This is a genomic window from Allobosea sp. GW822-FHT03F07, from assembly GCF_058801345.1.
Genome location: NZ_JBXAND010000002.1, coordinates 114,720 through 133,864, shown reverse-complemented (window position 1 = coordinate 133,864; position 19,145 = coordinate 114,720). Strand labels below are relative to the sequence as shown.

General features: G+C 66.5%; 14 protein-coding genes. 9 read left to right on the top strand and 5 right to left on the bottom strand.

Annotation, left to right across the window (positions count from 1 at the left end):
• From AC1RMY_RS09180 to AC1RMY_RS09170, 3 genes are all read left to right on the top strand, one after another.
• A complete protein-coding gene (locus AC1RMY_RS09180) occupies nucleotides 1–1,170 on the top strand; it encodes a glutathionylspermidine synthase family protein (protein ID WP_492863692.1) in 1,170 nt (389 codons plus the stop codon).
• Between the two features lie 237 nt (nucleotides 1,171–1,407).
• A complete protein-coding gene (locus AC1RMY_RS09175; RefSeq protein ID WP_492863691.1) occupies nucleotides 1,408–2,292 on the top strand; it encodes a VOC family protein in 885 nt (294 codons plus the stop codon).
• A gap of 42 nt (nucleotides 2,293–2,334) precedes the next feature.
• Complete coding sequence (locus tag AC1RMY_RS09170) at nucleotides 2,335–2,739, top strand: DUF350 domain-containing protein (protein ID WP_492863690.1); 405 nt, start codon at nucleotides 2,335–2,337, stop codon at nucleotides 2,737–2,739.
• A 39-nt stretch (nucleotides 2,740–2,778) separates the two neighbouring features.
• Here the strand turns inward: AC1RMY_RS09170 and mdoH are convergent, their stop codons facing one another.
• Nucleotides 2,779–4,962, bottom strand: a complete 2,184-nt coding sequence (gene mdoH / locus AC1RMY_RS09165; protein WP_492863689.1) for a glucans biosynthesis glucosyltransferase MdoH — start codon at nucleotides 4,960–4,962, stop codon at nucleotides 2,779–2,781.
• Nucleotides 4,950–6,512, bottom strand: coding sequence for an OpgD/OpgG family glucan biosynthesis protein (locus AC1RMY_RS09160; protein ID WP_492863688.1), 1,563 nt, complete (start codon nucleotides 6,510–6,512; stop codon nucleotides 4,950–4,952). Before AC1RMY_RS09160 ends, mdoH begins: the two co-directional genes overlap by 13 nt.
• 278 nt (nucleotides 6,513–6,790) lie before the next feature.
• Between AC1RMY_RS09160 and glmU the strand changes: the two genes are divergently transcribed.
• Complete coding sequence (gene glmU / locus AC1RMY_RS09155) at nucleotides 6,791–8,164, top strand: bifunctional UDP-N-acetylglucosamine diphosphorylase/glucosamine-1-phosphate N-acetyltransferase GlmU (protein WP_492863687.1); 1,374 nt, start codon at nucleotides 6,791–6,793, stop codon at nucleotides 8,162–8,164.
• Between the two features lie 114 nt (nucleotides 8,165–8,278).
• Nucleotides 8,279–10,105 (top strand): glutamine--fructose-6-phosphate transaminase (isomerizing), encoded by a 1,827-nt coding sequence (glmS, locus tag AC1RMY_RS09150; protein ID WP_492863686.1) that lies wholly within the window; start codon nucleotides 8,279–8,281, stop codon nucleotides 10,103–10,105.
• Nucleotides 10,106–10,133: 28 nt separating this feature from the next.
• Here the strand turns inward: glmS and AC1RMY_RS09145 are convergent, their stop codons facing one another.
• On the bottom strand, nucleotides 10,134–10,511 hold the full coding sequence (locus AC1RMY_RS09145) for a YbaN family protein (protein ID WP_492863685.1): 378 nt from the start codon (nucleotides 10,509–10,511) through the stop codon (nucleotides 10,134–10,136).
• Nucleotides 10,512–10,697: 186 nt separating this feature from the next.
• On the opposite strand from AC1RMY_RS09145, the gene AC1RMY_RS09140 reads away from it, so the two are divergent.
• Nucleotides 10,698–11,402, top strand: a complete 705-nt coding sequence (locus AC1RMY_RS09140; protein ID WP_492863684.1) for a DUF502 domain-containing protein — start codon at nucleotides 10,698–10,700, stop codon at nucleotides 11,400–11,402.
• Between the two features lie 47 nt (nucleotides 11,403–11,449).
• Here the strand turns inward: AC1RMY_RS09140 and AC1RMY_RS09135 are convergent, their stop codons facing one another.
• The gene (locus AC1RMY_RS09135; protein WP_492863683.1) at nucleotides 11,450–12,340 is read right to left on the bottom strand and encodes a LysR family transcriptional regulator; all 891 of its coding nucleotides are present in this window, start codon (nucleotides 12,338–12,340) and stop codon (nucleotides 11,450–11,452) included.
• A gap of 129 nt (nucleotides 12,341–12,469) precedes the next feature.
• Between AC1RMY_RS09135 and AC1RMY_RS09130 the strand changes: the two genes are divergently transcribed.
• Nucleotides 12,470–12,892, top strand: a complete 423-nt coding sequence (locus tag AC1RMY_RS09130) for a RidA family protein (protein ID WP_492863682.1) — start codon at nucleotides 12,470–12,472, stop codon at nucleotides 12,890–12,892.
• An 8-nt stretch (nucleotides 12,893–12,900) separates the two neighbouring features.
• On the opposite strand, the gene recG is transcribed toward AC1RMY_RS09130, so the two are convergent.
• On the bottom strand, nucleotides 12,901–15,003 hold the full coding sequence (recG, locus tag AC1RMY_RS09125) for an ATP-dependent DNA helicase RecG (RefSeq protein WP_492863681.1): 2,103 nt from the start codon (nucleotides 15,001–15,003) through the stop codon (nucleotides 12,901–12,903).
• Nucleotides 15,004–15,173: 170 nt separating this feature from the next.
• On the opposite strand from recG, the gene AC1RMY_RS09120 reads away from it, so the two are divergent.
• Nucleotides 15,174–15,470 carry an FAD assembly factor SdhE gene (locus tag AC1RMY_RS09120; protein ID WP_492863680.1) on the top strand — a complete coding sequence of 99 codons (297 nt, stop codon included), beginning with the start codon at nucleotides 15,174–15,176 and terminating at the stop codon, nucleotides 15,468–15,470.
• Nucleotides 15,471–15,591: 121 nt separating this feature from the next.
• Nucleotides 15,592–19,140 carry a transcription-repair coupling factor gene (gene mfd / locus AC1RMY_RS09115; RefSeq protein ID WP_492863679.1) on the top strand — a complete coding sequence of 1,183 codons (3,549 nt, stop codon included), beginning with the start codon at nucleotides 15,592–15,594 and terminating at the stop codon, nucleotides 19,138–19,140.
• The last annotated feature ends 5 nt before the right edge of the window (nucleotides 19,141–19,145 follow it).

Below are 19,145 nucleotides of genomic sequence, written 5' to 3'. Positions count from 1 at the left end.
ATGCGCCGCGTAGCCATCTCGCCGCGGCCCGACTGGCAGAGCCAGGTCGAACGGCTCGGCTTCGCCTTCCACACCATCGACGGCGAAACCTATTGGGACGAAAGCGCCGCCTATGCCTTCACGCTCGAGCAGATCGAGCGCGACATCGAGGCGCCGACCGACGCGATCGAGCAGCTTTGCTTCGCCTTCATCGAAAAGGCCCTCGGCAGCGAGGAGATACTAAGCCGGCTCGCAATCCCGGACGGACAATGGGATTTCATCCGGGAGAGCTGGCAGCGCGGTGATCGCAACCTCTATGGCCGGCTCGACCTCTCCTATGACGGGCGTGGACCGGCCAAGCTGCTGGAATATAATGCGGATACCCCGACCGGCCTGTTCGAATCGAGCGTCGTGCAATGGGATTGGCTCGAGCAGGCGATGGCACGCGGCGCGTTGCCGGCGCGGAGCGATCAGTTCAATTCGCTGCATGAACGGCTGATCGCGGCCTTCGCCCATCTGCGCACGCCTTCGCCCTACCGCCTGCACCTGACCTCAGTCGAGAACAGCAACGAGGACAAGGGCACGGTCGATTACCTGATGGATTGCGCCGTTCAGGCCGGGCTGGATGCGCGCTTCACCTTCATCGAGGAGATCGGCCTGCTCTCGGACGGGCGCTTCTGCGACGGTGCCAACCAGCCGATCGAGACCCTGTTCAAGCTCTATCCCTGGGAATGGCTGTTCCGCGAAAGCTACGCCAAGAATCTCGCGACCTCGCGCTGCCAGTTCGTCGAGCCGCCCTGGAAGGCGATTCTCTCGAACAAGGGCCTGCTCCCGTATCTCTGGGAGATGGAGGCTGGTCATCCGAACCTGCTGCCGGCCTTCTTCGAGGGCGATCCGCGTTGTGCCACCCTGTCGCCGCGCCATGTCCGCAAGCCGCTCTATTCGCGCGAGGGCGCCAACGTCACCTTGATCGAGCGCGGCACGGTGCTGGACAGCGATGACGGCCCCTATGGCGCGGAAGGTTTCATCCTGCAGGATGCGGCGCCGAACCTGTTCGGCTCGCCCGGAAACTACGCCGTGCTGGGCTCCTGGCTCGTCGCCTCGCAGGCCTGCGGGCTTTGCATCCGCGAAGACGCATCGCCGATCACCAAGAACACCTCGCGCTTCGTGCCGCACTACATCGAAGGCTGAATTGACCCCGGGAGCTTCGAACCGGATCGTCATTCCGGACAAGCCGCGTCAGCGGCGCCGATCCGGAATCCATGCCGCAACGCCGGTCCTGCAAGGCTCCGGCATGGATTCCGGGTCTGCGCTTCGCTGCGCCCGGAATGACGGCGCGGGCACGACAAAGGCGCCCGCTTACGCATGACCCGCCTGCGCCAACCTGCTAGACCTAAGCCCCGAGCCTGCCGCAAGCGAGCCAAGCCCATGCCTGACACGACCGTCTCTCCCGCCCCTCGTGGCCTCGACCACCTCGTCATCGGCGTCCGCGACCTCGACGCCGCCGGCGCCTTCTACGAGAAGCTCGGCTTCACCGTGGGCGCCCGCAACCGCCATCCCTGGGGCACGGAGAACCGGATCGTCCAGTTTCCGGGCTCATTCCTCGAACTGATCACGATCGGCGACGCCGCCGCGATCGTTCCGCCGACGCCGCGCGTCTTCTCCTTCGGCAGCTTCGTCAGCGAGGCGCTGGAGCGCGGCGAGGGCCTGTCCATGCTGGTGCTGGAAAGCACGGATGCCAAGGCGGACGCTGCGGCGTTCAAGGCGGCCGGCATCGGCGATTTCGAGCCGTTCTTCTTCGAACGCCAGGCGCGGCGTCCCGATGGCAGCGAGGTCCGCGTCGCCTTCTCGCTCGCCTTCGCGGCCGATCCGCTGGCGCCGGAATGCGGCTTCTTCGTCTGCCAGCAGCACGAGCCGCAGAATTTCTGGAACCCGGCCTTCCAGCAGCACGCCAATGGCGCGAGCGCCCTGACCTCGGCGATCATCGTCACCGATGACCCGTCCGCCCATCGCGAGTTCCTGAGCGCCTATGCCGGCTTTCCGGAGGTGCTGGAGGGCAATGCCGATCTCGTCCTCGACTTGCCGCGCGGCCGCATCGACGTGCTCGATTTCGAGGCCGCCGAGGCGATCTATCATGTCGCGCCGGACCCGACCCCGGCCCGCTTCCTCGGCTTCTGCGTGGCCGTGCCGGATCTGGACGCCGTGGCAAGCCGGCTGGAGGCGGCCGGCGTGCCCCATGCGCAAGGCGATGAGCGCATCGTCGTTCCGGCCGAGGCCGCGCTGGGCTGCGTCATTGCCTTTGAGCAGGCTTGAGGTTCACCATCACAGCGAGCGGGACAGGAGATTCGGATCAGAATGATCACGCAGGCCTTGTTGAAGCTTCCGGATTTCGCCCTGTTCTTTTCCGTCTCGCTCGGTCTCGTCGGCGTCTACCTGCTGGTCTACACGGTCGCGACCTCGCATAACGAGTTCGGCCTGATCCGGCAGAACAACATCGCGGCGGCGCTTTCGCTGGGCTTGAGCCTGACCGGCTTCGCGTTGCCCCTGTCGAGTGCCGTCGTCCATGCGAACACGATTCCCGACCTCGTGATCTGGGGCGTCGTCGCCATCATCGTGCAGTTGATCGTCTATGTGCTGGTCAGGATCGTCCTGCCCAACCTGTCGGCGCGCATCGCAGCCGGCGAACTGGCCGCAGCACTGTTTCTCGGCGCCGCATCTCTCGCGGCCGGCGTCATCAACGCGGCCGCGATGACCTTCTGAAGGCCAGCCCGCCGGGCAAGGCTTCGTCCAGACACCCTTTTAGTCGGCGGCGCGCCCGTCCCGCAGGGACGCCAGCAACGCAACCAGTGCCCGGTCGTGCAGCACGACCATGCGCTCCTTCGGCTTCAGCCAGATCGCGGCATCGTCGATCGTCTCGGCATCGACCAGCTTGGCCTGGGCCAGGGCACGGTCGGCCTCGATCTCGCCGCGACGACGCGGCTGGCCTTCCGGCAGCATCAGTTCATGCGCCTCGCGCAGCGCCGGATCAGCGTGCAGCGCCCGCAGGCCGTCGGCATCGTCGTAGCCGGCCCGATCGAACTCCGCCTGAAGCGCGTTGGCACGCAGGGCCACGGCCGGCGGATCGCCTTCCTCAGGGGTTACCAGCAGCTTGTGGCGCTTGAGCCAGAGCCCGATCGCGAGCTGGCCCGAGGCCCAGGAGAGCGGGATCGCCAGCACGAGGCCGACGATGGTGGGCGACATCCAGGCGAACAGCGAGGTCGCGATCATGAAGGCGGAAATGCCGGCGACGACGCCGAGCACCGTATGGGTGCGGTGCCGGCGGATAATGTCCTTGAGCGGAATAGAGCCGTCGTCGCGCCGCTGCGGGTTCCAGCCGGTGTCACGCCCGAGCAGGATCTGGAACACCGATCCTGACTGGATCAGCATCATGATCGGAGCGAAGAAGGCGGAGAACAGCACCTCGATCAGGGCCGACACGATCAGGCGGATCGCGCCGCCGCCCGCCCGTCGCAGCTTGTTGTTGAACAGCGTCAGCAACAGCCCGAACAGCTTCGGCGCAAGCAGGATCGCCATCGTCAGCGCGAACAGGTTCAATGCGCGCTCGGGGTCGAAGCGCGGCCAGACCGGGAAGAGCGTGAACTCCTGCGTGAAGTACTCCGGCCGCGCATAGCTGACCTGGAGCACGATCAGGATACCGACCACGAGTTGCATCAGCCAGAACGGCGAGGCGAGATAGCCCATGATGCCGGTAGCGAAGTGCTGGCGCGTCGGCAGGACGAAGCCCTTCGCGCCGATGATGCGCGAATGCTGCAGATTGCCCTGGCACCAGCGCCGGTCGCGCACCGAGACGTCGATCAGCGAGGGCGGGCTTTCCTCATAGGAACCCGTCAGATCCGGCAGCATGTAGACCGACCAGCCGGCGCGGCGGATCAGCGCCGCCTCGACGAAGTCGTGGCTGAGCACATGCCCGCCGAAGGGCGGCTTGCCCTTGAGGTCGGGCAGGCCGCAGTGATCGGCGAAGGCCTTGGTCCGGATGATCGCGTTGTGGCCCCAGTAGTTGCCGTCGCGGCCGGACCACATCGCCAGCCCCGTCGCGATGACGGGCCCGTAGACCCGCGCCGCGAACTGCTGGAGCCGGGCGAAGAAGGTGTTGCGATTGATGATCAGCGGCAGCGACTGGATGATGCCGGAATCGGGATCCTGCTCCATTGCCGAAGCGAGGCGCACGATGCAGGTGCCGGTCATCAGGCTGTCGGCGTCGAGCACGACCATGTGCTCGTAATGCCCGCCCCAGCGCGTCACGAAATCGGCGATGTTGCCGGCCTTGCGGTGATGGTTCTTGGGCCGGTGGCGGTAGTAAACCCGGGCATTCGGTCCCAGCCGTTCGCGCAGCGCCAGGAAAGCCCGCTCCTCGGCGATCCAGACATCCGGATTCGTCGTGTCGGAAACGATGAAATAGTCGAAATGGCTGCCGAGTCCGGTTGCCTCGACCGATTCGCGGATCGCCGCCAGCGCCGCGAAGGTGCGCGCCGACGACTCGTTGTAGATCGGCATCACCACGACGGTGCGGTGCTTCAGCGTCTCGACACGTCCCGAAAAGCCCTTGTTGAAGAGCAAACCGAAGAAGCCGAGGACGGCACTGGTGAAAGCGAGCGCGATCCAGGAGAAATTGATCGTGAACAGCACGAGCAAGACGTACTGCAACGACGTCGTGCGGCTGACCGACACGACATGATACATCTCCCAGGCGCCATAGGCGGTCAGCGCCAGGCCGCCGCCGAAGACGAAGAATCGCTTCAGCCACGGCGTCGTCCAGACTCGCGGAGCGGCGGGCGTTCTCCGTTCCGATGCGTTCCAGCTCCGGAACGACTGCACCGGCATGATGAGTCGATTCTCGGGGGGCGTCGCCGGCTCCTGGCTCGCCACATAGCGCTGTGCTTGCGCAGCGTCCTCGCCAGGGCGGGTCGCGGTTACCACGTCCATCGATTCAACCAGGTTTCCGAAACCGGCTGACCGCCGGATTGCAACATGAGCCTGAGCTCGCACAGGTTTTCCGTGCCCGGATCGACTTCGAAACCGACCCTCATCAGCTTGCGCTCGGGGAAGGGCCAGAGCCTGACATTGTGGATCTGGCCGGGCTGCGTGGTGATGTTGGCACGGGTCGAGGCGACCATGCCTGCATCGGCCAGCCTGTCGCCGGTGAAATCCACGATGAAGCGCCGCCGCCGCCCCTGCGTACCCCTCCCTTGGCGGACACGGGTCGCGAGCGCGAGAGGCGGCCGCTCCGGCGGCTGCCAGCACCAGGCCTGCCGATAGGCGACCACCGTCTCACTGCCGGCCGCGAGCGGCTGGCGCGGCCGCCAATACATGATGATGTTGTCGTTGACGTCGGATTCGCTGGGGATCTCGATGAGCTGGACCGAACCGGCGCCCCAGTCGCCCAGCGGCTCCATCCAGACGCTTGGACGCAGCTCGAAACGCTGGTCGTCATCCATGAAGGCCGCGGGGTCGCGCTCGCGCTGAACCAGCCCGAAACCCTTCGGATTGCTGTCCATGAAGGACGAGACCTGCAGGGTCGCAGGATTGCTGACCGGCCGGTAGATCCATTCGTCAGTTCCCGAGCGCATCTGCACGCCGGAGACCTCGTGGACCGCCGGCCGGACGTCGTCGAAGCTGCGCCGGCTCTGGGGGCCGGACAGGAAGGTACCCATGGTGCAGCCGAAGCCGATATGGTCGAGCGCCTGGCGCGCGAACAATGTCATCTCGACGTCGATCAGCGTGACGTCGCCGGGCCGCAGCGTCATCCGGACCGCCCCCGTCAGGCTTTCCGAATCGAGCAGGGCGTGGATCACCAGCAGGCCCGAGGCAGGGCTCGGCCGCTCGATCCAGAAGGCGCGGAAGAACGGGATCTCCTCACCCCGCGTCTCGCCCGGCCGCAGGATCAGCGCGCGGGCGAGGGCACCGAAATTCTGTCCGCGCGCCAGCGAACGGAAGAAGGTGGCGCCCTGAAAGATCGCGACCTCGAAAGGGCGTTCGAGGCCGGTCGCGATCCGCATCCCGGAGAACTGGAGATCGACATTCGCCGGCGGCGGCGTGACCCGCCCGTAATCGAACTTGCTGCGGTCGAATGCGACGCGCCGCACGGTGCCCTCTTCGATCGTGAAAAGGCTCACGGGGTTCGAAAAGACATAGCCGCGGTGCAGCGGCTCGACGGTGAAGCCGCGATTCTCGCCGGCCCAGACCAGACTGCCGGGCTGAGCCCTGATTCCCAGATACTGGTCGACGGGCAGGGTGGCATATCCATCCGGCAAATCGGTCGCGACCAGCGGCACGAGCGCGCGCTGCGCAAGGGCGCGCGCCGCATCCACGACCAACGAAGGATCGAATGTCTTGCCTTCGAACAGGAAGAACTGGTTGATGGCTGCGGCCGGTGATTGCGTCTGAGCACGCGCTACGCCCGCGGCAAACAGAGAAGCGGCTGCGGCTCCGCCGGAACCTTCGAGAAACTGCCGACGATTCAAAGGTTTCGACATTATATCCAACATGCGCGGACGACGCCCTCGCCCTTCCGCGCTTCTAGAGCATTTTCCGGTGATCTGAAAAGCGGCAGCGCCGGTAATTTGTAGTCTATCTCTTGTCTCCTTACGGGATGATTTCCAACGCATGGCGCCAGCGTCAATCTCGACTTTGGCAAATATCGACCGGATCGGCTATCCACGGGACCTGCAACGCCACCCTGCGCCGGAGCGACCGCCAAAGTCCGCGATCGGAACCGCGCGGTCGGCCATCCGTCGCAAAGGAAACGACAATCATGACCGAAATGCAGTCCGGCCGGTCCTGTCTCGCGATTCTGCTCGCAGCAGGCGAGGGGACGCGGATGAAATCGGCCCGGCCGAAAGTTCTGCATGAGGTCGGCGGGCGCTCGATGCTGGGCCATGTGCTGGCGTCGCTCGCGCAGGCGCAGGCGGACCACGTGGCGGTCGTCGTCGGCCCCGAGCGCCCCGAAGTCGTGCGTGAGGCGCAAGCACGCCTTCCGGAAGTGGAGATCGCCATCCAGGCGGAACGACATGGAACAGCCCATGCCACGCTGTCGGCTCGCGCCGCTCTCGCTAAAGGCTATGACGACGTCATCGTCGCCTTCGCCGACACGCCGCTGCTTCGACCGGAGACCTTTACGGCGTTGCGCGCGGGGCTTGCGCAGGGCTCGGCCGTCGTCGCGCTCGGATTCGAGGCTCGCGATCCCAACGGCTATGGCCGGCTCGTCATGCGCGATGGCGTGCTCGAGGCCGTCATCGAGCACAAGGACGCCACGCCGGAGCAGCGCGATATCCGGTTGTGCAACGCCGGGATGATGGCGCTCGATGGTCGCCATGCCCTGTCGCTGCTGGAGGCGATCGGCAACGATAACGCGCAATCCGAGTTCTACCTCACCGACGCGGTAGCACTCGCCCGATCGCGTGGCCTGCCGACAAGTGCGCTCGTTGCACCGGAAAGGGAGGTCCAGGGCATCAACGACCGCATCCAGTTGGCCTCCGCCGAAGCCGAATTCCAGCGCCGCAAGCGGCTCGCCGTCATGGCAGAGGGCGCTACACTGATCGCACCCGAAACCGTCTTCTTCAGTCATGACACCCGGATCGGTCGTGATGTGCTGATCGAGCCCCACGTCGTCTTCGGACCCCGCGTGAGCGTGGCGGATGGCGCCGTGATCCACTCCTTCTCGCATCTGGAGGGCGCCACGGTCGGCGAGGCCGCGATGGTCGGCCCCTTTGCGCGGCTGCGGCCCGGCGCCCAGCTTGCAACCAAGGCGAAGGTCGGCAACTTCGTCGAGATCAAGTCGGCCGAGATCGGAGCCGGCGCCAAGGTGAGCCATCTGACCTATCTCGGCGACGCCACGGTAGGGCCGGATGTCAACATTGGCGCCGGAACGATCACCTGCAATTACGACGGCTTCTTCAAGTACCGCACGAATATCGGTGCCGGCGCCTTCGTCGGCTCGAACTCGTCCCTCGTTGCCCCCGTCACGATCGGAGCGGGCGCCTTCATCGGCTCCGGTTCGGTGGTGACGGAGGACGTCGCCCCCGACGCTCTGGCGATCGGCCGTGGCCGGCAGGTCGCCAAGGAGGGCTGGGCGAAGGGGTTCCGCGAAGCCGCGCTGGCGCGCAAGGCCGCGGCGAAAAAGCCCTGAAAAGCCGATATCCACGCAGGCCGCCGTTCATAGTTCTACATTTAGAGTGATTTTGCTTGGCGGCGCCGGGCCGCTATGCGGTTTTTCGACGGCAACGGCTGAAGAGGTAAGCGCATGTGCGGCATCGTCGGGATACTGGGCAAGGAAGCGGTCGCGACCCAGGTGGTCGAGGCGCTCAGGCGGCTCGAATATCGAGGCTATGATTCCGCTGGCGTCGCGACGCTCGAGCATGGCCAGCTCACCCGCCGTCGCGCCGAGGGCAAGCTCAAAAATCTCGAAGTCCGCCTCTCCAGCGAGCCGCTCGAAGGCCTGATCGGCATCGGCCACACCCGCTGGGCGACGCATGGCAAGCCCAACGAAACCAATGCCCACCCGCATGCGACCGCCAAGCTCGCCGTCGTTCATAACGGCATCATCGAGAACTTCCGCGAGCTGCGCGCCGAATTGCAGGCGGACGGATACGTTTTCGAGACCGAGACCGATTCCGAGATCGTCGCGCATCTCGTCACCCGCGAGCTCGATCGCGGCCTGACGCCGAGCGCGGCGGTCGCCGCCAGCCTGCCGCGCCTGCACGGGGCCTTCGCGCTCGCCTTCCTGTTCCAGGGCGAGGAGGATCTGCTGATCGGCGCGCGCAGGGGCTCGCCGCTCGCGGTCGGCGTCGGCGACGGCGAGATGTATCTCGGCTCGGACGCGCTGGCTCTCGCGCCGTTCACCAATCTCATCGCCTATCTCGAAGAGGGCGACTGGGTCGTCCTCAACCGCAAGGGCGCGACCTTCTACGACAAGCTCAACAAGCCGGTGCAGCGCCGCGCCCAACGCGTCGCGGCCGGCGCCTTCCTCGTCGAGAAGGGCAATCACCGCCATTTCATGGCGAAGGAAATCTATGAGCAGCCCGAGGTCGTCGGCCATACGCTGACGCAGTATCTCGACATGGCCGCCGGCAGCGTCCGCCTGCCGTTCAAGGGCACGATCGACTGGAAGTCGCTGTCGCGCCTGTCGGTCTCGGCCTGCGGCACCGCCTATTATGCCGGGCTGACGGCGAAATACTGGTTCGAGAAGCTCGCCCGCCTGCCGGTCGAGATCGATGTCGCCTCGGAGTTCCGTTACCGCGAGGCGCCGATGCCCGAGAACGGACTCGCACTCTTCGTTTCGCAGTCCGGCGAAACCGCCGACACGCTGGCCTGCCTGCGCTATGCCAAGCAAGAGCAGCAGAAGGTGCTCTCCGTCGTCAATGTGCCGACCTCGACGATCGCGCGCGAAAGCGACGCGATCGCGCCGACGCTCGCCGGCCCCGAGATCGGCGTCGCCTCGACCAAGGCCTTCACCTGCCAGCTCACCGCGCTCGCCTGCCTGGCGCTCGCGGCAGCACGTGGACGCGGCTCGCTTTCGCATGAAGAGGAGGCCCGCCATGTCCAGAGCCTGATCGCCCTGCCGGGGCTGATCGCCAAGGCGCTGGAATTGGAACCACAGATCGAGAAACTCGCCCGCGAACTCTCCAAGGCCCGCGACGTGCTCTATCTCGGCCGCGGCACGAGCTTCCCGCTCGCACTGGAAGGCGCGCTGAAGCTGAAGGAAATCAGCTACATCCATGCCGAGGGCTATCCGGCGGGCGAGCTCAAGCATGGGCCGATCGCGCTGATCGACGAGGCGATGCCCGTCATCGTCGTCGCGCCGCATGACGCGCTCTTCGAGAAGACCGCCTCGAACATGCAGGAAGTCGCTGCGCGCGGCGGGCGGATCATCCTGATCACCGACGCCAGGGGCGCGGCCGAATGCGGCATCGAGCCGGAAACGACGATCATCATGCCGGACATGGACCCGACCTTCGCAGCCATCGTCTATGCGCTGCCGATCCAGATGATCGCCTATCAGACGGCGGTCTTCATGGGCAAGGACGTCGACCAGCCGCGCAATCTCGCGAAATCCGTCACGGTGGAGTGAGCGCCCAGGCGTTCACCCTCACGACGGCTTACGCCTCCGGGCGGCTCGCGACATAGACCCCAGCGGCGACCAGGCATGCGCCGCTGACCCACAAGGCGATCGGCGGCGCATTGGTGCTGGTCAGGATCGCAAAGCCCAGCAGCATCGAGGCGCAGGCAATGTACTTGGCGCGGCGCGCAATCGATCCGGTCTCGCGCCAGCGCCGCACTTGCGGCCCCAGGCGCGGATGGCCGATGAGCCAGGCCTCGAAGCGCGGCGACGACTGAGAGAAGCACCATGCCGCCAGGATCAGGAAGATGGTCCCCGGCATCAGCGGCAGGATCAGCCCGACCACGCCGATCGCGGTGAGAATCCAGCCGGCCACCAAAAGCAGCGGACGCCGAAACTGTCGAACGCCGCGCATCATTGCTCCGATTGCCCTGCCGATTCGTCCCGGCTTTCGCGTCTGCACGAACGAAAGCACCCTATCTGGGAACACCGCAAGCTGGCGGTGGTTGCGCCATCCTTGAAATCCGGTCGGGCGACTGGCACGTCTGTCGCATCATGCTCGGGCAGACCGCTTGCTCGCAGCCAGCCATATCGGACCCCTGGAATGACGCCGAGCCCACCTGATCCACGCCACGTCATCCAGCCCGATCTGCTGAGCCCGAGCTTCGGCACCAGGCTCCGGCGCTATTTCCTGACAGGCCTCGTGCTCGCAGCCCCGCTGGCGATCACCGCCTCGGTGACCTGGTGGTTCGTCAACTTCGTCGACGGGCTGGTGAAGCCGCTGGTTCCGACGGCCTACTGGCCCGATTCCTATCTGCCATATCCGGTGCCCGGCTTCGGCCTGATCATCGGGCTGATCGGGCTGACGTTGCTCGGCTTCCTCACCGCCAATCTCGTCGGACGCTCGCTCGTCAATGCCGGCGAGGCGATTCTCGAGCGCATGCCGGTCGTGCGCGGCCTCTACAAGGGTGTGAAGCAGGTCTTCGAGACGATCTTTTCGCAAGGCGGTACCTCGTTTCGCAAGGTCGGGATGGTACAGTTCCCGCAGCCGGGCATGTGGTCGATCGTCTTCATCGCGCAGGAAGCCGCGCCCGAGATCGCGGGCAAGCTGCCGGACGGCAACGAGCAGATCGGCGTCTTCCTGCCCTGCACACCGAACCCGACGACCGGCTTCTTCTTCTATCTGCCGCGTCGGGAGGTGGTGGAGCTGACGATCTCGGTCGAGGACGGCGCCAAGCTGATCATGTCGGCGGGGCTGATCCAGCCGGGCGTGCCGACGCCGAAGCTGACGCCGCAAGCCGGTCGATGACGCAGCTCGCCGGGGGGCGCGGCGTTCTTGCTTCTCCTGTGCGGGCCCTAACGCGCCGCTTTGACGACATCGAGGAAGGCCCGCAACGCGGGCGGCACGGCCCGGTGCCCAGGATAGTAGATGGCGACCTTCTCGGGAGCGGGCGTCCAGGCGCTCAGGATCCGGCGCACGCGGCCATCCGCCAGCGCGACTTGCGCGGCCGGGCTGGCGACATAGGCGATCCCGAGGCCCCCGATGGCAGCCTCCACCATCAGTTCCTCGTCGTCGAGGATAAGCGATCCGCTCGTGTCGACCATCAACGACTGCCCGGCCCGTTCGAACTCCCAAGGGTAGAGCTTGCCGTTGGGTACACGGTGGCCGATGCAGCGATGGCGCTCCAGTTCATCCGGGGTCGCGGGCTCGCCGAAGCGTTCGAGATAGGCCGGCGAAGCGACGCAGACGAAGCTGATCATCTCGCCGAAGGGCACCGCGATCATGTCCTTCGGAATCGAGTCGACGAGGCGCACGCCCGCATCGAACCCCGCCGAGACGATGTCGATCAGCTTGCCCTCAACGACCAGATCGACGACGACGTCGGGATATCGCTCCGCCATCATCGGAAGGGTGTCGCGCACGAGGAGCGCAGCCGCCAGACGCGGTGCGTTGATCCGGACGGTCCCGGCCAAGCTGCCACGAAACGGAGCGACACTGTCCAGCGCCTGGTCCAAAGCGGCCAGCACCGGCTGGAGACGGCCGAGCAGTTCGAAGCCCGCTTCCGTCGGCGAGACGCTACGCGTCGTGCGGTTGAGCAAGCGCACGCCCATGCGCTCCTCGAGCGCGCGCATCGCATGGCTCAGCGTTGACGGCGCAGTGGCGAGCTCGTCGGCTGCGCGGCGGAAGCTGCGGCGGGTCGCGACGATCACGAAAGCGGTCAGGTCGTTGAGGGAAGGGCGGACCATTGCTGCGAAATTCACACCGACCCATGCCAATTTCAACGTCTAATCCGAACAATGTCATCGCGCTATGTCCGGTCGGCAAGAGGCAACGGCGGACCCCGCCGTCGCTACTAGAACCGAGAAGGAGCCGACATGGCCAAACGCGACGCGATTTTCCCCGCCGATCGACATGCCCTCTACGACCTGCATCAATATTCGGCCGCTATCCGGCATGGCGACCTGCTCTTCATCTCGGGCCAGGTCGGCAGCCGCGAGGACGGGACGCCCGAACCGGTCTTCGAAGATCAGGTCCGACGAGCCTTCGCCAATCTGCGCGCCGTGCTCGCAGCGGCGGGCGCCGGCTTCGATGACGTCATCGACGTCACCTCCTTCCACACCGACCCACAGACGCAGTTCGAGACGGTGCTGGCCGTCCGAGCCGAGGAGATCGGCGAGCCGCCTTATCCGGCCTGGACGGCCGTCGGCGTGACCTGGCTCGCGGGGTTCGACTTCGAACTCAAGGTGATCGCGCGCATCCCGGCAGCAGCCAATAGCGGCGCGGGCTCGCGAAGCTGAGCGTCGGCTCAGCCCGCCCGCAGCAGCCTGATCGCAACGTCGCGCTCGAACAGATAGAGCAGCGTCCGGACCGCCTCGCCGCGCGCACTTTCCAGATGCGGATCACGCTCGATCAGCAGGCGCGCATCGTCGCGGGCCGCCGCGAGCAGATCGCCATCGACCTCGGGACGGGCGATGCGCCAATCCGGTGAACCGGATTGCTTTGTCCCGAGCACCTCGCCCTCGCCACGCAGGCGAAGGTCTTCCTCGGCGATGCGGAAGCCGTCCTCGGTCTCGCGCATGATCGTCAGCCGCGCTTCCGCGACCGGCCCGAGCGGCCCCTTGTAGAGCAGGAGGCAGGTCGAAGCAGCCGAACCGCGCCCGATACGCCCGCGCAACTGGTGGAGCTGTGCCAGCCCGAAGCGTTCGGCATGCTCGATCACCATCACGCTGGCATTGGGCACGTCGACCCCGACCTCGATCACCGTCGTCGAGACGAGAATGCGGCTCTCACCAGCGAGGAAGGCCGCCATCGCTGCGTCCTTGTCGCGGCCGGGCATCTGGCCATGCAGGAGGCCGACCTTCGCGCCGAAGACCTCGCGGAGCGCCTCGAAGCGCTCCTGCGCGGCCGCGACCTCTAGCGTCTCCGATTCCTGCACCAGCGGGCAGACCCAATAGACCTGCGCGCCGGCCTCGACCGCGCGCCCGACGGCACCGACGACCTCGTCCAGGCGCTCCGACGAGATCGCCTTGGTCGCGATCGGCTTACGGCCAGCCGGCTTCTCGGCCAGCACGGAGATGTCCATGTCGCCGAACCAGGTCAACGACAGCGTGCGCGGGATCGGCGTCGCCGTCATCACCAGCACGTCGACGGCCTCGCCCTTGGAGCCGAGCAGCAGGCGCTGATGCACGCCGAAGCGATGCTGCTCGTCGACGATGGCGAGTGCGAGGTCGCGGAAGGCGACGCCCTCCTGGAACAGCGCGTGCGTGCCGACCGCGATGTCGATCTCGCCGCTCGCAAGACCTTCGAGCACGCGCACCCGGCCCGGCCCCTTCTCGCGTCCCGTCAGCAAAGCGAGCTTGAGCCCGGCCTTGGCCGCCAAGGGCTCCAGCCGCTCGGCATGCTGGCGCGCCAGGATCTCGGTCGGCGCCATCAGCACGGATTGGCGGCCGGCCTCCGCGGCGGCGGCCATCGCCATCAGCGCGACCACCGTCTTGCCCGAGCCGACGTCCCCCTGGAGCAGCCGCAGCATGCGCTCCGGCTTTTCCATATCGGCATGGATGTCGGCGAGCGCCTGGCGCTGGCCGTCGGTCAGCCGGAAGGGCAGGGCGCTTTCGATCGCATGCCGGAGCCGCCCGTCGCCAGCCGTGGCACGACCCGCGACCTTCTTCTGCTGACGGCGCACCAAGGCGAGCGCGATCTGGCTCGCCAGCAATTCGTCATAGGCGACGCGGCGGCGGACGATCGTGTCGCCCTCGACCGCCTTGAGATCATCAGGGTGGTGCAGGCTCTGCATTGCTTCCGCAAAGGATGGGAACCCGCTCTTCGCCCGGAACGCAGGGTCCTGCCACTCCGCGAGGTCCGGGCATTTCTCGGCCGCCGCCGCCACGATCCGCGTCATCACGCGCGGGCCGACGCCCTCGGTCATGCCATAAACCGGCTCGATCGCGGGTAGGGTCGCGGCCTGCTTGGGATCGAGGATGCGGTCGGGATGCACCATCTGGCGCATGCCGTCCCAGAGTTCGAGCTTGCCCGAGATGATCCGGTAGGCGCCGATCGGCATGGTCTGGAGCAGGTGCCGGACATCGGCATGGAAGAAGACCAGCGTGACGTCGCCGGTCTCGTCCTCGACGATGATGCGGTAGGGCGCCTTCGCCTTGGCCGGCGGCGCCGGGCGATGCTCGGTCACCCGCGCCGAGAAGGTCGCGACGCCGCCGATCGGCGCATCGGCGATCGAGGCGCTCGGCCGCCGGTCGATCGCGCCCGTCGGCAGATGGAACAGCAGGTCGACGACGCGCGCACCGCGCGTCTCGTCGCCGAGCAGCTTGTCCAGCGCCTTGGCCGTCTTGGGGCCCACGCCCGACAGCGACGTGACTGGCGCGAACAGCGGATCGAGCAGGGACGGGCGCAAGCGGTGACTCGTTCATGTCAGGAGCGCGAAGTTTACGGCACGGCCGCCGCTGACTTCACGGATTGCCGACGCTATATAGCCCGCATCGGCAGGCTCCGCGACGGGGCCGGCCCCGTCGTCATTGCACCATCCCGTGGTTTTCGATTTCGACCGAGGTGTCCGGAGGTTTCATGAGTGGCTCGTCCCGAACCAGCGCCGATCTCGACCCACGCCGGCGCAAGATTCTGTTCCGCTCCTGGCACCGCGGCATGCGCGAGAACGACCTGATCATGGGCGGCTTCGCCGATGCCCATATCGGCACCCTGACCGAAGCCGAGCTCGACGAGTTCGAGCGCCTGATCGAAGTTCTGGATCGCGACCTGCTGAGCTGGATCACCGGCGAGGCAGAGGTGCCGTCGAACTACGACACCGCGCTGTTCCGGCGGCTCAAGGCGTTCCACCATCATGAGAAGCCGATTCATGTCTAGCCGCCGCTGCAGCCGTCATGGTCGGGCTTGACCCGACCACCTCTGAATCAGAGCACGCTCGCCCTGAGATTCTCGGGTCAAGCCCGAGAACGACGCCCCTTCCCAGAATGATAATTTCCCGATGAGCATCCCGCCTCCCGCCCAGATCGCCAAGCTGCAGAGCGACCGCATCCTCGATGCGCTCAATCGTGGCGACAAGCCGACGCTCGCCTCCGTTCCGGACGGCTTCGATGCGGTCGTGCTCGCGGACCTGACTCGTGCGCGGGCGAAGAAGGCCGATGGCGCAGCGATGCTCGTCTTCGTCGCTCGCGATGGCCAGCGCCTGCAGGTGCTGGAGAACGCGCTGCAATTCGTCGCCCCCGACCTCGAGGTGATGTCCTTCCCGGCCTGGGACTGCCAGCCCTATGACCGCGTCTCGCCGGCGCCCTCCATCGTCGCGCACCGCATGACGACCCTGTCGCGGCTGGCCAAGACCAAGTCAGGCGACAAGCCGCGGCTGCTGCTGACCACCGTCAACGCCGCGCTCCAGCGCGTGCCGGCCTTCGGCCGCGTCGCCTCGGAGAGCTTCTCGGCTGCGCCTGGCAACATGGTCGATACCGAGGAACTGGCGCGCTGGCTCGACATCAACGGCTATTTGCGGACCTCGACCGTGCGCGAGACCGGCGAGTTCGCCGTACGCGGCGGCATCGTCGATCTCTTTCCGCCGGGCATGCCGGCGCCGATCCGTCTCGACTTCTTCGGCGACACGCTGGAATCGATCCGTACCTTCGATCCGGAGACGCAGCGAACCACCGGGCAGTTGCGCGGTCTGGATCTCGTTCCGATGTCCGAGGCGCAGATGACGAGCGAGAGCATCAAGCGCTTTCGCCAAAGCTACATCACGACCTTCGGCACGCCCGGCCGCGACGACACGCTCTACGAGGCCGTCAGCGAAGGCCGCCGCCCGGCCGGTCTCGAACACTGGCTGCCGCTGCTGGCCGAGCGGCTCGACACGCTCTTCACCTACCTGCCCGACGTGCCGCTTGTGCTCGACCACAATGTCGAAGACGCGGTCGGCGAGCGCATCAGCCTGATCAAGGACTATTACGACGCCCGCAAGGCGGCGATGGACCAGCCCAGCGCCGGCGGCATCCCCTACAAGCCGCTGAAGCCCGATGCGCTCTATCTCTCGCCGGCCGACTGGCGCAGCATCGTCGACCAGTCCGGCGTCGCATCGCTGACGCCTTTCCAGCTGCCCGACAGCGACGGCAAGCTGATCGTCGACCTGGGTGCGCGACAAGGCAGAAGCTTCGCCGCCGAGCGCGCCGACAATGCGGGCAGCGTCTTCGACGCGGCGGTCACGCATGTGAAGGCGCTGGAGAAGGACGGCAAGCGCGTCATCCTCTCGGCCTGGTCGGAAGGCTCGCGCGAACGCCTCGCCCATGTGCTGGCCGACCACGGCCTCAAGACCGTGCAGATGACGGGCTCACTTCGCGCCGCCTTCGATCTCAAGCCCGGCACGACGGCGCTCGCTGTCTGGGGTTTCGAGACCGGTTTCGAGGCCGGCAAGCTCGCGGTGATCGGCGAGCAGGACATCCTCGGCGATCGTCTCGTCCGGCCGCGCAAGAAGACGCGCCGCCCGCAGGACTTCATCGCGGAGCTGTCCTCGCTCTCGCCGGGCGATCTCGTCGTCCATGTCGATCACGGCATCGGCCGCTTCGTCGGCCTGAAGTCGATCGCAGCGGCCGGGGCGCCGCATGACTGCCTCGAAATCCACTACGCCGGCGAGACCAAGCTGTTCCTGCCGGTCGAGAACATCGAATTGCTCTCGCGCTACGGCTCGGAAGACACCGAGGTCGCGCTCGACAAGCTCGGCGGTGGCGGCTGGCAGGCGCGCAAGGCCAAGCTCAAGCAGCGCATCCGCGAGATGGCGGGCAAGCTGATCCAGATCGCCGCCGCACGCGCCCTTAAGGAAGCGCCGCGCCTCGTGCCGCCGGAAGGGGTCTATGACGAGTTCCGTGCCCGGTTTCCGTATGAGGAGACCGAGGACCAGCAGAACACCATCGACGCCGTGCTCGACGATCTCGCCGCAGGTCGGCCTATGGATCGGCTCGTCTGCGGCGATGTCGGCTTCGGCAAGACCGAGGTCGCGCTGCGCGCCGCCTTCGCTGCGGCTTTGAACGGCAAGCAGGTCGCGGTCGTCGTGCCGACGACACTGCTCGCCCGCCAGCACTACCGCAACTTCGCCGAGCGCTTCAAAGGCCTGCCCGTCAATGTCGGCCAGGCGTCGCGCTTCGTTGGCAGCGCCGATCTCAAGGCGGTCAAGCAAGGCGCCAAGGACGGCACGATGGACATCGTTGTCGGCACCCATGCGTTGCTCGGCAAGGGCGTCGAATTCAAGGATCTCGGCCTCGTCATCGTCGATGAGGAGCAGCATTTCGGCGTCGCCCACAAGGAGCGGCTGAAGGAGTTCCGCGCCGAGGTCCACATGCTGACGCTCTCGGCGACGCCGATCCCGCGCACGCTGCAGCTCGCCATGACGGGCGTGCGCGAGCTCTCGATCATCGCGACGCCGCCGGTCGACCGGCTTGCCGTGCGCACTTTCGTCACGCCCTTCGACCCGCTGATCGTGCGCGAGGCCCTGCTGCGCGAGCGCTACAGGGGCGGCCGCAGCTTCTATGTCGTGCCGCGTATCGAGGACATCGCCGAGGTCAAGGACTTCCTCGACAAGCAGGTGCCGGAGTGCAAGGTCGGCGTGGCGCACGGCCAGATGGCCGCCGGTACGCTCGAGGACGTGATGACGGCCTTCTACGAGGGCCAGTACGACGTCCTACTCTCGACCACGATCGTCGAATCCGGGCTGGACATCCCGACCGCCAACACCCTGATCGTCCACCGCGCCGACATGTTCGGCCTCGCCCAGCTCTACCAGCTCAGGGGCCGCGTCGGCCGCTCGAAGGTGCGCGCCTATGCGCTCTTCACCATGCCGGCCAACCGCAAGCTGACCGAGCAGGCGGACCGCCGTCTCAAGGTGCTGCAGTCGCTCGACACGTTAGGGGCCGGCTTCCAGCTCGCCAGCCATGACCTCGACATCCGCGGCGCCGGCAACCTGCTCGGCGACGAACAGTCCGGCCATATCAAGGAGGTCGGCTACGAGCTCTACCAGCAGATGCTGGAGGAGGCGGTCGCCGCGCTGAAGTCTGGCGTCGAGTTCGAGAGCGACACGCAATGGTCGCCCTCGATCCAGATCGGCGCGCCGGTGATGATCCCCGAGCACTATATCACCGACCTGACGCTGCGCCTGACCCTCTACAAGCGCCTTTCGACGCTCGACGAGGACGGCGACATCCAGTCCTTCGGCGCCGAGCTGGTCGATCGCTTCGGCCCGCTGCCGGAAGAGGTCCAGCAACTCCTGGAAATCGTCGCGATCAAGGCGCTCTGCAAGCGCGCCAATGTCGAGAAGGTCGAGGCCGGCCCCAAGGGCATCATCGTCGCTTTCCGCGACAACGAGTTCGCCAATCCCGAGGGCCTGGTCGGTTATGTCGCGAAGCAGGGCACGCTGGCGAAGGTGCGCCCCGACATGCGCGTCGTCTTCATCGACGATTTCGAGACGGCCGAAGCCCGCCTCAAGGGCACGCGCCGCCTGCTGACCGATCTGGCGCGGATCGCGGAACGCAAGAAGGCTGCTTGAGCCGT